Source organism: Halomonas caseinilytica, from assembly GCF_001662305.1.
Taxonomy (GTDB): Bacteria; Pseudomonadota; Gammaproteobacteria; order Pseudomonadales; family Halomonadaceae; genus Halomonas; species Halomonas caseinilytica.
This window is the reverse complement of record NZ_BDEP01000001.1, coordinates 49,314-62,176: the sequence shown is the minus strand read 5'-3', so window position 1 is coordinate 62,176 and position 12,863 is coordinate 49,314. Positions and strand designations below refer to the sequence as shown.

14 protein-coding genes are annotated in these 12,863 nt (G+C 65.3%); 8 read left to right on the top strand and 6 right to left on the bottom strand.

Translation table 11 applies throughout. From position 1 onward, the window contains the following. Positions 1–690: a tRNA (guanine(46)-N(7))-methyltransferase TrmB gene (trmB, locus tag A9O65_RS00300; protein ID WP_064701074.1), complete on the bottom strand. Its 690-nt coding sequence runs from the start codon at positions 688–690 to the stop codon at positions 1–3. 186 nt (positions 691–876) lie between these two features. Between trmB and A9O65_RS00295 the strand changes: the two genes are divergently transcribed. The 6 genes from A9O65_RS00295 to A9O65_RS00270 all read left to right on the top strand — a co-directional run bounded on the left by A9O65_RS00295 (position 877) and on the right by A9O65_RS00270 (position 7,373). Continuing rightward, on the top strand, positions 877–2,772 hold the full coding sequence (locus A9O65_RS00295) for a beta-ketoacyl synthase (protein ID WP_064701040.1): 1,896 nt from the start codon (positions 877–879) through the stop codon (positions 2,770–2,772). Further along, on the top strand, positions 2,769–3,248 hold the full coding sequence (coaD, locus tag A9O65_RS00290; RefSeq protein WP_064699031.1) for a pantetheine-phosphate adenylyltransferase: 480 nt from the start codon (positions 2,769–2,771) through the stop codon (positions 3,246–3,248). The genes A9O65_RS00295 and coaD overlap by 4 nt, the downstream gene beginning before the upstream one ends. A gap of 195 nt (positions 3,249–3,443) precedes the next feature. Continuing rightward, on the top strand, positions 3,444–3,692 hold the full coding sequence (locus A9O65_RS00285; RefSeq protein WP_064699032.1) for a YfhL family 4Fe-4S dicluster ferredoxin: 249 nt from the start codon (positions 3,444–3,446) through the stop codon (positions 3,690–3,692). A gap of 119 nt (positions 3,693–3,811) precedes the next feature. Next, positions 3,812–5,131 (top strand): MATE family efflux transporter, encoded by a 1,320-nt coding sequence (locus A9O65_RS00280; RefSeq protein WP_064701039.1) that lies wholly within the window; start codon positions 3,812–3,814, stop codon positions 5,129–5,131. Between the two features lie 290 nt (positions 5,132–5,421). Continuing rightward, positions 5,422–6,732 carry a short-chain fatty acid transporter gene (locus A9O65_RS00275; protein WP_064701038.1) on the top strand — a complete coding sequence of 437 codons (1,311 nt, stop codon included), beginning with the start codon at positions 5,422–5,424 and terminating at the stop codon, positions 6,730–6,732. Positions 6,733–6,863: 131 nt separating this feature from the next. Beyond that, on the top strand, positions 6,864–7,373 hold the full coding sequence (locus A9O65_RS00270; RefSeq protein WP_064699035.1) for an acyl-CoA thioesterase: 510 nt from the start codon (positions 6,864–6,866) through the stop codon (positions 7,371–7,373). Positions 7,374–7,412: 39 nt separating this feature from the next. Here the strand turns inward: A9O65_RS00270 and A9O65_RS00265 are convergent, their stop codons facing one another. Then, complete coding sequence (locus A9O65_RS00265) at positions 7,413–7,544, bottom strand: entericidin A/B family lipoprotein (protein ID WP_064699036.1); 132 nt, start codon at positions 7,542–7,544, stop codon at positions 7,413–7,415. Between the two features lie 238 nt (positions 7,545–7,782). Here A9O65_RS00265 and A9O65_RS00260 point away from each other — a divergent pair, with 238 nt between their 5' ends. Next, positions 7,783–8,214 (top strand): HIT domain-containing protein, encoded by a 432-nt coding sequence (locus A9O65_RS00260; protein ID WP_064701037.1) that lies wholly within the window; start codon positions 7,783–7,785, stop codon positions 8,212–8,214. Here the strand turns inward: A9O65_RS00260 and A9O65_RS00255 are convergent. Together A9O65_RS00255 and A9O65_RS00250 are read right to left on the bottom strand one after the other, a co-directional pair. Then, a complete protein-coding gene (locus A9O65_RS00255; protein ID WP_064699038.1) occupies positions 8,211–8,570 on the bottom strand; it encodes a hypothetical protein in 360 nt (119 codons plus the stop codon). The genes A9O65_RS00260 and A9O65_RS00255 overlap by 4 nt on opposite strands. Then, complete coding sequence (locus tag A9O65_RS00250) at positions 8,567–9,118, bottom strand: hypothetical protein (protein WP_064699039.1); 552 nt, start codon at positions 9,116–9,118, stop codon at positions 8,567–8,569. The genes A9O65_RS00255 and A9O65_RS00250 overlap by 4 nt, the downstream gene beginning before the upstream one ends. 170 nt (positions 9,119–9,288) lie before the next feature. Here A9O65_RS00250 and A9O65_RS00245 point away from each other — a divergent pair, with 170 nt between their 5' ends. Continuing rightward, a complete protein-coding gene (locus A9O65_RS00245; RefSeq protein WP_064699040.1) occupies positions 9,289–9,762 on the top strand; it encodes a Dps family protein in 474 nt (157 codons plus the stop codon). 191 nt (positions 9,763–9,953) lie between these two features. On the opposite strand, the gene A9O65_RS00240 is transcribed toward A9O65_RS00245, so the two are convergent. Together A9O65_RS00240 and A9O65_RS00235 are read right to left on the bottom strand one after the other, a co-directional pair. Next, the gene (locus A9O65_RS00240; protein ID WP_064701036.1) at positions 9,954–11,378 is read right to left on the bottom strand and encodes a DNA recombination protein RmuC; all 1,425 of its coding nucleotides are present in this window, start codon (positions 11,376–11,378) and stop codon (positions 9,954–9,956) included. A 10-nt stretch (positions 11,379–11,388) separates the two neighbouring features. Next, positions 11,389–12,858: an aminoacyl-histidine dipeptidase gene (locus tag A9O65_RS00235; protein WP_064701035.1), complete on the bottom strand. Its 1,470-nt coding sequence runs from the start codon at positions 12,856–12,858 to the stop codon at positions 11,389–11,391. Positions 12,859–12,863 lie beyond the last annotated feature (5 nt).

Below are 12,863 nucleotides of genomic sequence, written 5' to 3'. Positions count from 1 at the left end.
TTACTCGACAGGCAGCAGCTCGGGGCGATGCGGCAACTCGGTCACCAGCCGCCAGAGCGACTGCCCACTTTGCCGATACTTGCCCTCGAAGGGGGTCAGCGGCTCGCCATCAGGCTCGAACGCCTCGACGCCTGCCTCGACGCCAGTGGCCTGCCGCAATGCCAGGGCAAACTCCTCGACGTAGAGTCGCCAGTTGGAACGCAGCTCGAAGCGACCGCCCAGCGCCGGGATGACCGGAAAGATCGGGTGGCCATGCCAGCGCATCTTGAGATGCACCGACTTGGGATAGGGATTGGGATACAGCAGATAATGCCGCGCCGGCTGCCACCCCTCGGCCAGCGCCAGCCGCCAGAAATCGACCAGGTCGGCACGCACCAGCAGGGCGTTGTCGGGCAGCGGCCCGTGATCCCGCGACAAGCGATCGGCGCTGCGATCGACGCCGATCACCGCGCAGCCCGGGTGTTCACTGGCCAGGCGTCGGGTCGACAGCCCGACCCCGCAACCGGCATCCAGGATCAGTGGCATCCTCGCCCGGGCGTCACGCCAGTGCTCGGCTCGCTCGAACGCCTCGCGAGTATGGTCGGCCACAGGCTTGCGCAGGGGGTGTTGCAGCGCTCGCTCGACGCGACGCGTCAGATCCCGGTGGGGACCGGGCTGATTGGAGGTGATGGCGCGGGAATGTCCAGTCATGGGGGAACCGATGGCGATGTCGACGGTCGAGCATTCTAGCAGCCGCCATCGCCCCGGCGCAGCGGCCCGGCATGACGCCGTGGCGGGCCGGGTGCTATGATCCATGGCCTATCGAGAGACGATTCTGCCCTGCTATTTCAATCCAACGAGGAACCCGGCTTGTCACATTTACCGGTGATCGTGGGCATGGGCGGCGTGAATCCCGCCGGCCGTACCTCGGGCCACCAGGCGTTTCGCCGCACCGTGCTCGACGCCCTGCCCGATGATGACCAGGCCCAGACCCTGCTCGGCCTGGCGGCGATGATGCGCCTGGCTGACGCTCAGGACGACGGCACCTGGCACGACGCCCAGGGGCATCCCCTCGATGCCACCACCCTCGTCGAGCGCACCCGCCAGCGCGTACTGGACCACACCCTGATCCGACGCATCGAAGATCCCCGCTTCAACGCCGAGGGCTTGCCCGCCAACCGCCGAGCGACCCTCGCGCTGGATGCCCCCTTGACCTTTCGCGTGCGCCGTCGCCAGTTGCCCGACGACCTGCCACCGACCTGGCAGGTTCGCGAGCTCGACCGCCGGCATCTGGAAGTCACGGTGCCAGCCGGCGAGATGGACGTCATGCTGCCCGAGACACGCCCTGCCCAGGTACGGGCCGCCGGCCAGCTTCCCTCGGGCTTCGAACCCAGTCATTTCTACCGCAGCGTGCACCACCCCCGCGGGCTTTCCATGGCCATCTTCGCCGCCAGCGACTGCCTGGGGGACAGCGGCCTGACCTGGGATGAACTGCGCGACCGCCTGGACCCCGACCAGGTCGCGGTGTATGCCGGCAACTCCATCGGCCAGCTTGATGACGAGGGCTGGGGCGGTCTGCTGAAGAGCTTCGTCTCCGGCAAGCGGGCCACCTCCAAGCAGATGCCGCTGGGCTATGGGCAGATGCCCGCCGACTTCCTCAATGCCTATGTGCTGGGCAGCGTAGGGGGCACGGGCGCCGCACTGGGCGCCTGCGCCAGCTTCCTCTACAACCTGCGGCTCGGCGTGGACGACATCCGCGCCGGGCGGCGCCGCGTCGTGATGGTCGGCACCTCCGACGCACCGATCACCCCGGAGATCGTCGAGGGCTTTCGCGCCATGGGCGCCCTGGCCGATGACGACAGCCTGCGTGCCCTGGACGCCCTGGAACTGCTGACCGACGCCGACTACCAGCGGGCCTGCCGCCCCTTCGCCCGCAACTGCGGCTTCACCATGGGCGAATCCAGCCAGTTCCTGATGCTGATGGATGACTCCCTGGCCCTGGAGGTCGGTGCCGAGCTCCTCGGCAGCGTGCCCGAGGTCTTCGTCAACGCCGACGGCTGGAAGCGCTCGATCTCGGCACCGGGCATCGGCAACTACATCACGCTCGGCAAGGCCGCCTCGCTGGTGCGCGACATGCTCGGCAAGCATGCCCTGCGACATCGCACCTTCCTGCATGCCCATGGCACCAGCACGCCCAAGAACCGTGTCACCGAGTCTCACGTCTTCGACCTGGTCGCCCGGGCCCACGGCATCGAAGACTGGCCGGTAACGGCCATCAAGGCCTTCGTCGGCCATTCACAGGGCGGTGCCGCCGGCGACCAGCTGGCCAGCGCCCTGGGCAGCTTCGCCCATGGCCTCTTGCCGGGCATTCCAACCCTGGATGCCGTGGCCGACGACGTCCACACCGACCGGCTGCGTTTCTTTCGCGACCCCTATGCCTTCGAGGCGGATGCCGCCTTCATCAATGCCAAGGGATTCGGCGGCAACAACGCCACCGGTGTGGTGCTCTCTCCCGGCGTCACCGAGCGCCTGCTCACTGCCCGTCACGGCGCTGCGGCCATGGCAGATTGGCGAGCCCGGCGCGAAGCCACACGAGAGACTGCCGCGGCCTACTACCACGACGCCGACCGAGGCCATTTCGCGCCCCGCTATCGCTTCGGCGAAGGCGTGCTCGAAGGCCCTGAACTCGACGTCGGCGATGACGCCATCCAGATTCCGGGCTATGCCAAGCCGGTCTCGCTGGCCGTGGACAACCCCTTCGGCCGGCTCGACGACGGAGAGGAGGACTCATGAACACCGCCGTGTATCCCGGCACCTTCGATCCCATCACCAACGGACACTACGACCTGATCGAGCGGGCCTCGCGCCTGTTCGATCACATCGTGGTGGCCATCGCCTCCAGTCCCGGCAAGTCGCCCGCTCTGGACATCGACGCCCGCATCGCCCTGGCGCGCAAGGTGGTGGAGCACCACGACAACGTGGAAGTGGTCGGTTTCTCCGGCCTGCTCACCGAGTTCATGCGTCAGCGCCAGGCCCGCATTCTCCTGCGAGGCCTGCGTGCGGTCTCTGACTTCGAGTACGAGTTGCAGCTGGCCAACATGAATCGCGCCCAGATGCCGGAACTGGAGACCGTCTTCCTGACGCCGGAGGTGGAAAACTCCTACATTTCCTCCACGCTGGTGCGCGAAATCGCGCGCCTCGGCGGCGATGTGTCGCAGCATGTCCATCCCGATGTCGCCGAAGCGCTCAAGAATCGCTACAATACCTGACCGTGGCACTCGGTCTTGTGTGCCCGGTACTGATTTGCTCAAACCCTGTTAAAATCTAGCGAGCTTGCGCCAGACAAGGCAACATCGAGCGGAAAGCGCTCTTTAGGTGTACGAAAAGCAGACGTACAAAAGCGCTTTCTGGCGAGATGCCAACGCCCTATGGCCGACGCACAGCAGATTTTTATGAGGCGCCCCATGGCCCTGATGATCACCGACGAATGCATCAACTGCGACGTCTGCGAACCCGAATGCCCCAATGACGCCATCTCGCCGGGGGAAGAGATCTATATCATCGACCCCAACCGGTGCACCGAGTGTGTCGGTCACTACGACGAGCCGCAGTGCCAGCAGGTCTGCCCGGTCGACTGCATTCCCCTCGACCCGGAGCGCAAGGAATCCCGGGAAGAACTGATGGAGAAATACCGGCTCATCACTGCGGCCTGAGATCGGCGCGCGCCTGCCTCCCTTGAAAGACACGGCTCTCGTCGAGGCGAGGGCCGTTTTCTTGCTCAGACGAGCCGTCTCCCCCATCCTATCGGGCTCGCTGAACTTCCGGAGCCACCGTGTCATCTTCCGATCCCGACCAACGGCGTGTCTGGTCCCTGGCCTGGCCGATCATCCTCTCCAACATCACCGTACCGCTGCTCGGCCTGGTGGACACCGCCGTGGTGGGCCACCTGCCGGATTCCCGCTATCTGGCTGCGGTCACGCTCGGCGCGACCCTGTTCGGCTTTCTCTACTGGGGCTTCGGCTTTCTCCGCATGGGCACCACCGGCCTGACCTCCCAGGCTGCGGGACGCGGCGACGACGAGGGTGTACGCAACCTGCTGGGCCAATCGATGCTGCTGGCACTGGGCATCGGCCTCGTGCTGATCCTGGCGGGCGGCCCTCTGGTCGACCTCGGCCTCTGGCTGCTGGACGGCAGCGCCGAGGCCACGGCATTGGCCGGCGAGTACGCACGGATTCGTCTATGGTCGGCACCGGCGGTACTGGCCAACTATGCGATCCTCGGCTGGTTCCTCGGCCAGCAGAATTCCCGGGTGACGCTGATCATCCTGGTGCTGACCAACGCCGTGAACATCCTGCTCGATCTGCTCTTCGTGGTCGGGTTCGGCATGACCAGCGATGGCGTGGCCTGGGCCACGGTCATTGCCGACTTCAGCGCTCTGGCGGTGGGCCTCTGGCTGGTCAGCCGTCAACTGCGGCGGCTCGAGGGACGCTTCCGGCGCGAACGTCTCCTGCGTCTCGGCGCTTACGCCGAGCTTTTCCAGGTCAATGCCAACCTCTTCGTGCGCACCCTGGGGCTGCTGTTCGCCACGGCCTTCTTCACCGCCCAGGGCGCGGCTCAAGGCGACACCATCCTGGCCGCCAACGCGGTGCTGCTGCAGTTCATCATGCTCACTTCCTACGGCCTGGATGGCTTCGCCCACGCCGCCGAAGCCCTGACCGGCCACGCCGTGGGTCGTGGTCGCTGGCAGGAATTCGCCCAAGCAGTGCGCGGCGCGACCCGCTTCTCATTGCTGACCGCAGGCATCGCCGCCCTGGCCTTCGCGCTGGGCGGTCACTGGCTGATCGCGCTGCTCACCGGCCTGCCGGATGTCCGTGCCAATGCCGGCGAGTACCTGCCCTGGGTGGTGGCCATGCCGTTGATTGCGGTATGGAGTTACTTGCTGGACGGCGTGTTCATCGGCGCCACGGCAATCCGTGAGATGCGCAACAGCATCTTCATCGGCCTGGCGGTCTACCTCCCCGTCTGGTGGCTCACTCAACCGCTTGGCAATCACGGCCTGTGGCTGGCCTTCACTGTCTTCACCGCAACGCGCTCGGCCGTACTGATCGCCTATTATCGGCACTATCGTCGGTGGCACTGGCGAGATGCCTGAGGACACACCGCCCTCTTCAGTCATTGGACTTTGGTGGCTTTGACAGCTCCCGGGAAGTCGGGCAATTTGATGCTGCCCAACTTCCTGATCTAACGAGATTTCTCAGTATTTTCGGCCACGATGGCAAGGCTGATTGAATAGCCGAGCGTCGTGAAGCGCAAAGCAAATGACGCGCAGAAAGCGAGACATAACAAACCGTTAGGCGAGCTTCCCAGCGCCGTGCGGCATGGCGATTTGCACGTGCCGTCATTCAAGCCGTATTTCCCTGACCCGAGATGAGGCCCAGCACCATGCTCAAGTCACTGTCGCGTCCAGCGGTCAAACTGGTCGAGCGGTATCTCCCTGACCCCTACATTTTCGTGCTGCTGCTGACGGTGATCGCCGCTGCCGCCGCCATCGCCTTCGAACGTCAGACGCCACTGACGGTCCTCCGCTTCTGGGGCGACGGTTTCTGGAATCTGCTGTCGTTCTCGATGCAGATGCTGCTGGTACTGGTCACCGGCTTCATGCTGGCCAGCTCGCCCCCGGTCAAGCGACTGCTGCAACGCCTGGCCGGCCTGGCCAACAACGCCGGCGCCGCCATCGTCCTGGTCACCCTGGTGTCGCTGGCCGCCAGCTGGATCAACTGGGGCTTCGGCCTGGTGGTAGGCGCGCTGTTCGCCAAGGAGCTGGCCCGCCAGATCCGCGTCGACTATCGTCTGCTGGTCGCCAGCGCCTACTCGGGCTTCATCGTCTGGCACGGCGGGCTGGCCGGCTCGGTGCCCCTGACCATCGCCACCGACGGCCATTTCGCCGCCGAACAGATCGGCGTCATCGGCACCTCCGAGACCGTCTTCTCGCTGTTCAATCTCGGCATCGTGGTGGTGCTGTTCATCGCCATGCCGTTGATCAACCGCATGATGCTGCCCGACGAAAAGGACAGCGTGTACATCGACCCGAGCCTGCTGAACGAGGACGAGACACGACGCGTGCGCATCACCCGGCCAGCGGAGCGTCTCGAGAACAGCGTGACCCTGGCCTGGCTGGTGGGGATTCCGGGGCTGCTGTTCCTGCTCGACCACTTCGTGCTGCGTGGTGGCGGTCTCAACCTCAACGTGGTCAACTTTCTCTTCCTGTTCCTGGCCATCGTTCTGCATCGCACGCCCCGCAGCCTGCTCGAGAGCCTGCATGAAGCGATCAAGGGCGGCGCCGGCATCGTCATCCAGTTCCCCTTCTATGCCGGGATCATGGCGATCATGGTCCAGTCCGGACTGGCCGAGACGCTCTCCGGCGCCCTGATCTCGATGGCTTCGGAAGCCTCGCTGCCCTTCTGGACCTTCATCAGCGCCGGCATCGTCAACATCTTCGTGCCCTCCGGCGGCGGCCAATGGGCCGTGCAGGCGCCGGTCATGCTGCCGGCCGCCGAGGCCCTGGGCGTGGACATTCCCCGCGTGGCCATGGCCGTGGCCTGGGGCGATGCCTGGACCAACCTGCTGCAACCCTTCTGGGCCCTGCCGGTCCTCGGCATCGCCGGTCTCAAGGCCAAGGACATCATGGGGTTCTGCCTGGTCCAGTTGCTGCTGACGGGCGTGATCATCGCCGCCGTCCTGACCTGGCTCTAGCGGTGCCGGATTGACGGCTGGCCCCGGCAGCCGGCGCCATGAATCAACGCATGGCATATGTGTGGCTCGCCTTGTCCCCATTACGGCGGCAAGGCGTTATGCTGGGGCAACCTCCACAAGAGACCCTGCAAATGACGGAACATGCACTGCCCGGTCAGCACGAACTCACCATGACCGTGCTGATGACTCCCGATATGGCAAACTTCAGTGGCAAGGTCCATGGCGGCGCCATCTTGAAGAAACTCGACGAGGTCGCCTATGCCTGTGCCAGCCGCTATTCGGGGAGCTATGTCGTGACACTGTCGGTGGACCAGGTACGCTTCAAGCAGCCGATCCATGTCGGCGAACTGGTGACCTTCCTGGCCAGCGTCAACCACGTGGGACGTTCGTCCATGGAAGTCGGCATCAAGGTGATAGCCGAGGACATACAGAACAAGCTGATCCGTCACACCAATAGCTGTTACTTGACCATGGTCGCGGTGGACGAAGCGGGCAAACCCGCCAGCGTGCCGCCTCTGGAGTTGAAGACGCCCGAGCAACAGCTGCGCCACGAGAAGGCCGCATTGCGCAAGAAGCTGCGCAAGCGGGCAGAAGAGGAGGAAGAGCGTCAGACCCAGGCGGCACATGACGCCAGGCAATGAACCATGGCCCGGCAAGCCGGGCCATGGTGGAGGCATGCGTCAGGAAGAGGACTCCTGGATGGCCTCGCCGCCCTGTTCGATGTCCTGACCGACACCGCGCACGGTGTTGCATCCAGCCAGCAGCGACAGCGTGAACAGGGTGATCATCATCAGAGAAAGGGTCCGTTTCATCGGGCTCTCCTTGTTACGGCTCGGTAGGGAAACGCGGAAGGCGAACGGCGCCACAGGCGCCATACCGCCTCCTCCGGCGTTTCCGGGAAGGGATGCTACTCGTTCAATCTAGCAGGAAGCGCGGTCCCGCACAGCCCCTATCCCGCACAACCCCCTACCCCGGCTTTCCAGACCTGATTCCCCTGCAGCATGGCCATGGCATGCTGCACATGTACCAACGACTTCAAGGAGCCCCGACATGCCAGATTTCGAACCGGACGCCCGTCTGATCGAGGACACCTACCCCATCACCGAACTCCCGCTCTGTCAGCTACGCCTGATGAACGATGCCCGCTTCCCCTGGCTGGTTCTGGTGCCACGCCGTGCCGGCGTCTCCGAGGTCATCGAACTCGACGAGGCCGACCAGCGCCAGCTCTGGCGGGAGGCGACCCTGGCCGGCAGCGTGTTGAAGGAGTGTCTGACGGGCGACAAGCTCAACATCGCCACCCTGGGCAACGTGGTCGCCCAGCTGCATCTGCACGTGATCCTGCGACGTCATGACGACGACGCCTGGCCGGCGCCGGTCTGGGGCCACGGTCAGGCCTCGCCCTATGATCTGGACACCCTGGCGAGCCTGCGCGATCGTCTGCTGGCGGAAATAGAAGCCATCGACTGGAAGGCACCCGCCTAGTTCTCCAGGCGTGTGCGCAGCGTCGCCAGCCAGGGCTCGAGCAACCATGGCGGCAGGGGACGACCGCCACGCAGGGCCGTCATCTCGACCCGGCTGCCTCGCTCGGCGGGACTCGCCTCGAGACGCAGCCGGTAACCGGGCCAACGCCCGAGCACGGCCTCGACACGTCCCAGGTCGGCATCGGCATGGCGCACCACATAGCCACGCTCCATCAGCAGGATCATGGCTTCATCCAGCACGTCGACCACCGAGCCTGGCACGTTCCCCGTGACAGGCTCGGCGGGGGCGGGCGGTGCCATGCTCGCGCATCCCGTCAGCAGCAGCATCAGCGCGCCCCCCAGCAAGCGGCGCCTCATGACGACACCTCCCCAGCCTCGACGGCATCGTGCAGCTCGCGACAGAAATTCGCGTCACTGGCGGTGCGCGACTGCCGCAACTGACCGCGCCAGTCGTACAGCTGAACATCACGCGACACCCTCACCGACTCGCCGCCGACCACCACCGAGACACGTTCGATCCGGGTGGCTTCCTCGGACGGCCACCCCGCGCCACCAAAGCCGATGCCCAGCCCCACGCCGGATGCCACATGACCGCCGCTTCCGCCGAACAGAAAACCGCCCAGGCGGGGTGCCGGGTCGACGGCATCATGATAGAGGGTGCGGCCGGCACGCTCGGCACTGACCAGCCCCAGCGAGGTATCGGTATCGCGTACCAGAAAATCGCGCTGCTCCAGTACCTCGACCACCCGTGCCAGAGTGGTGCTGCGCGAGCCGGCCTCCACCGGCCAATGGCAGGCAGCGGCGGGGGCCGGCTCGGCTTCCGGCATGCGGGTGGGCGTCGCCTGACAGCCCGCCAGGACCGCGAACGGGGCTATCAACAGGGCGTGCCAGTTTCCTCGAGCCATGCGTCTCTCCTCGGTGTCTTCCGACAGTCTAGCAGTCGCCACCCTCTTGAAGCCCCGCAACGTCGCCCGCATGTCATCAATCAGCGCTATGGTGTCCATGCAGGAAATTCGCTTAACGGTCACTACCCCGGCGCCTATACTGGCCCAACACGAATCAAGGAGGCATTCGCATGAGCGAGACCAACAGCATCGGCCTGCATTCCGGCAGTGCCAGCCAACTGGCCGAACGGCTCAACGCCCTGCTGGCCAACTATCAGATCTTCTACATGAACGTTCGCGGCTATCACTGGAACGTGAAAGGCGAGAACTTCTTCGAGCTGCACACCAAGTTCGAGGAGTTCTATACCGACCTGCTAGCCAAGATCGACGAGGTCGCCGAGCGCATCCTGACCCTAGGACACAAGCCGGTGCACGCCTATAGCGATTACTTCAAGCTGTCCAGCATCGAGGAAGAGAAGGATATCCACGACGGCGAGACCTGCGTGCGTGGCGTGGTCAAGGGTTACCAGACGCTGATCGAGCTGCAGCGCGAGATCCTCTCCCTGGCATCCGATGCCGACGACGAAGGTACCGCCTCCCAGGTGAGCGACTACATCCGCGAGCAAGAGAAGACGATTTGGATGTTGAACGCCTATCTCGGCTAAGGAAGCACTGATTTATTGTTGCGCTCGATACCCTGACCGTCGGCGGTACTCATAATCCTCATTTACGATCAGTAAACTGCGGTTATTCCGTTCCGGCGGCGGCCAGCTTATCGTCGCTCACGACATAAATCAGCACTTCCTGTACCCAAAAGGTTCGGGGAACACGATTTCCCTGGATCCGCTCTCGACCATTAGCGGTCTTGATCCTCGTCGCCGCCTTTCGGGGCGGCGGCGTCGTGTTCGGGAGACTCATCCGGTGCCTCGCCCTCGGCGGCACGCACCAGGTCATCGGGCAGCGGCTTCTTCATGCGCACGCCCAAGCGTTCCAGCTCCCGGGCCTGAGCGACCAGGCTGCCCTGTCCCGTCGACAGCCGCCGCATGGCGCGGCGATGGCTGTCTCCGGCACGCTCCAGGTGTCGCCCCACCTCTTCCAGGCTCTCGACGAATCCTCCGAACTTGCTCAGCAGGCGCTCGGCACGCTCGCCGATCAGACGAGCATTCTCGTTCTGGCGTTCCAGGCTCCACAGACCCGCCACGGTGCGCAGGCTGGCCAGCAGGGTGGTCGGCGTGACCATCACCACTTGCTTGTCGAAGGCATCCTGGAACAGCGTCGGATCACGTTCGAAGGCCGCCGCGAAGGCCGGCTCCACCGGCACGAAGAGGAACACGAAGTCCGGAGAGTGCAGCGTCGAGAGGCCCGGATAGTCCTTGGCCGCCAGGCCCTGAACGTGCGAGCGCAGCGACTGCAGGTGATCGCGCATCGCCGCTTCCCGCTCGGTTTCGTCCTCGGCGTTGACCACTCGGGACCAGGCGCTGAGCGACACCTTGGCATCGACGATCAGATGACGGTCTTCCGGCAAGTAGATGATCGCATCGGGACGCCGCCGCCCCTGCTCGTCGTGCAGCGTCACCTCGCGACGATACTCGATGTCGCGACGCAGGCCACTACGCTCCAGCACCCGCTCGAGAATCAGCTCTCCCCAATTGCCCTGCGCCTTCTGGTCGCCCTTGAGTGCCCGGGCCAGCCCGGCGGCTTCCTCGCCGAGCTTGGCGTTGAGACCGGCCAGTTGATCCAGCTGGGCCTTGAGCGAGCCGCGTTCGCGCTGCTCCTGGCCATGCAACTCCTCGACGCGTCGACGAAAATGGTCGACCTGCTCGCGGAAGGGCTTCAGCAGCGCTTCGAGGCTCTCGCGACTCTGGGCGCTGTAGGTGCGTTGGCGTTCGTCGAAGACCTGGCCGGCGAGCTGGTGGAATTCGTCCTTGAGGCGTTCGCGGGCGTCTTCCATCAGCGCAAGCTGCTCACGATGGCGCAGCGCCGCTTGCTCACGTTCCGTTTCCAGCCGTGCCGCCCGCTCGCGCTGCTCGGCCAGTTGCCCTTGAGTCTGCTCGAGCGCCGCCTCGACACTGGCCAGCCGCTCGCGACAGCCATCCAGTTGGGCGTCGCTCTGGGTCAGTTCCTGCTCGAGCCGTGCCGCGGCCGCCTCGCGTTCGGCCAGACGGGCACTGACGGCCACATGACGGCGGCGTTGGCCGATTCCCCAAGCCAGGCTCACCAGTGCCAGCACGCCCAGCCCGAGCGGCAGCACCCAACCGGGCGCGAGCCATGCCTCGTTCATGCCGTCTCCTTCACGCCTTGGGGTCCACCAGATCTTCGACCAGGGCCCGCAGCATGTCCCAGAACTCCGCAACCGAGTCGATCTCCACGCGCTCGTCCGGCGAATGCGCGCCACGGATCAAAGGACCGAAGGAGATCATTTCCAGGGCCGGATACTTGGCACCGAGGATGCCGCACTCCAGGCCCGCATGAATCACCTTGATGGCCGGGTCGACCCCCAGCCGCTCCCGGTGCAGGGTGCAGAAGCGCGCCAGCAGCGGGCTCTCCGGGGCCGGCGTCCAGCCGGGATAGGCGTTCTCGACCCGAGTGCGGGCACCGATCAACTCGAACAGCGCGCGAAAGCGATCGGCGATGTCGGCACGCGCACTGTCTCGCAGCGAGCGCACCAGTGCGCACAGGTGGAAGCGGCCGTCTGCCAGACTCACCACCCCGAGATTGTTGGACGTTTCCACCACGCCCGGCACGGCGGTACTCATGCGTTCGACACCACAGGGCGCTACATGCAGGGCATTGACCAGCAGGCGGCTGGCCTCACGGCTCAGGGCAGCCGTGCCGTCGGCAGCGACGCCTGGCTCGAGGGTCAGTCGCAGGTCATCATCAACCCCGGCCAGTTCATCGCGCAACTCCTGCTCCAGGGCTGCCAGGCGCGTGCGCGCGGCCTCCACTTCCTCGGCGGGCAACGCCAGAGTAGCGAAGGCTTCACGAGGCAAGGCATTGCGCAGAGTACCCCCCTGATAGTCGACCAGGCGTGCATCGACGTCTTCGAGGCGGCGCAACGCCCGCACCAGCAGGCGATTGGCGTTGCCGCGTCCTTTGTCGATATCGAGACCCGAGTGGCCTCCGGTCAGCCCGGTCAGGGCGAGGCGCACCAGTGTTTCATCCTCGCCCACCGCGCTGGTGGGCAACTGCGCCTCGACCACCACGTCAGCACCGCCAGCACAACCGATGTAGACCTGACCACGGTCCTCGGAATCGAGGTTAAGCAGCATCTCCCCCTCGAGCCAGTCTTCCGCCAGGTTCAAGGCACCACCCATCGAGGATTCTTCCTCCAGGGTGAACAGTGCCTCGAGCGGGCCATGCACCAGCGTGTCGTCTTCCAGGATCGCCAGTGCCGCCGCCACGCCCATGCCATTATCGGCGCCCAGGGTGGTATTCCGCGCATGCAGCCAGCCATCCACCACATGGGTTGCGATGGGATCGCGGGTGAAGTCGTGGGGATGATCGGCATTGGCCTGGGCGACCATGTCCAGGTGACCTTGCAGAATCACGCCCGGCGCCTTCTCGTGGCCGGGACTGGCCGGCTTGCGGATGCGCAGGTTGCCGAAAGCGTCGCGATCATGCGGCAGGCCGAGGCCGTCGGCCCAGGCCTCAAGGTGCGCGACCAGAGCCGCTTCATGGCCGGAAGGACGCGGGGTGTTGCACAGAGTGCGGAAATGGCGCCACAGCGGGCGCGGCGCGAGTTGCTCGAGATGTGCGTTCATGGCGC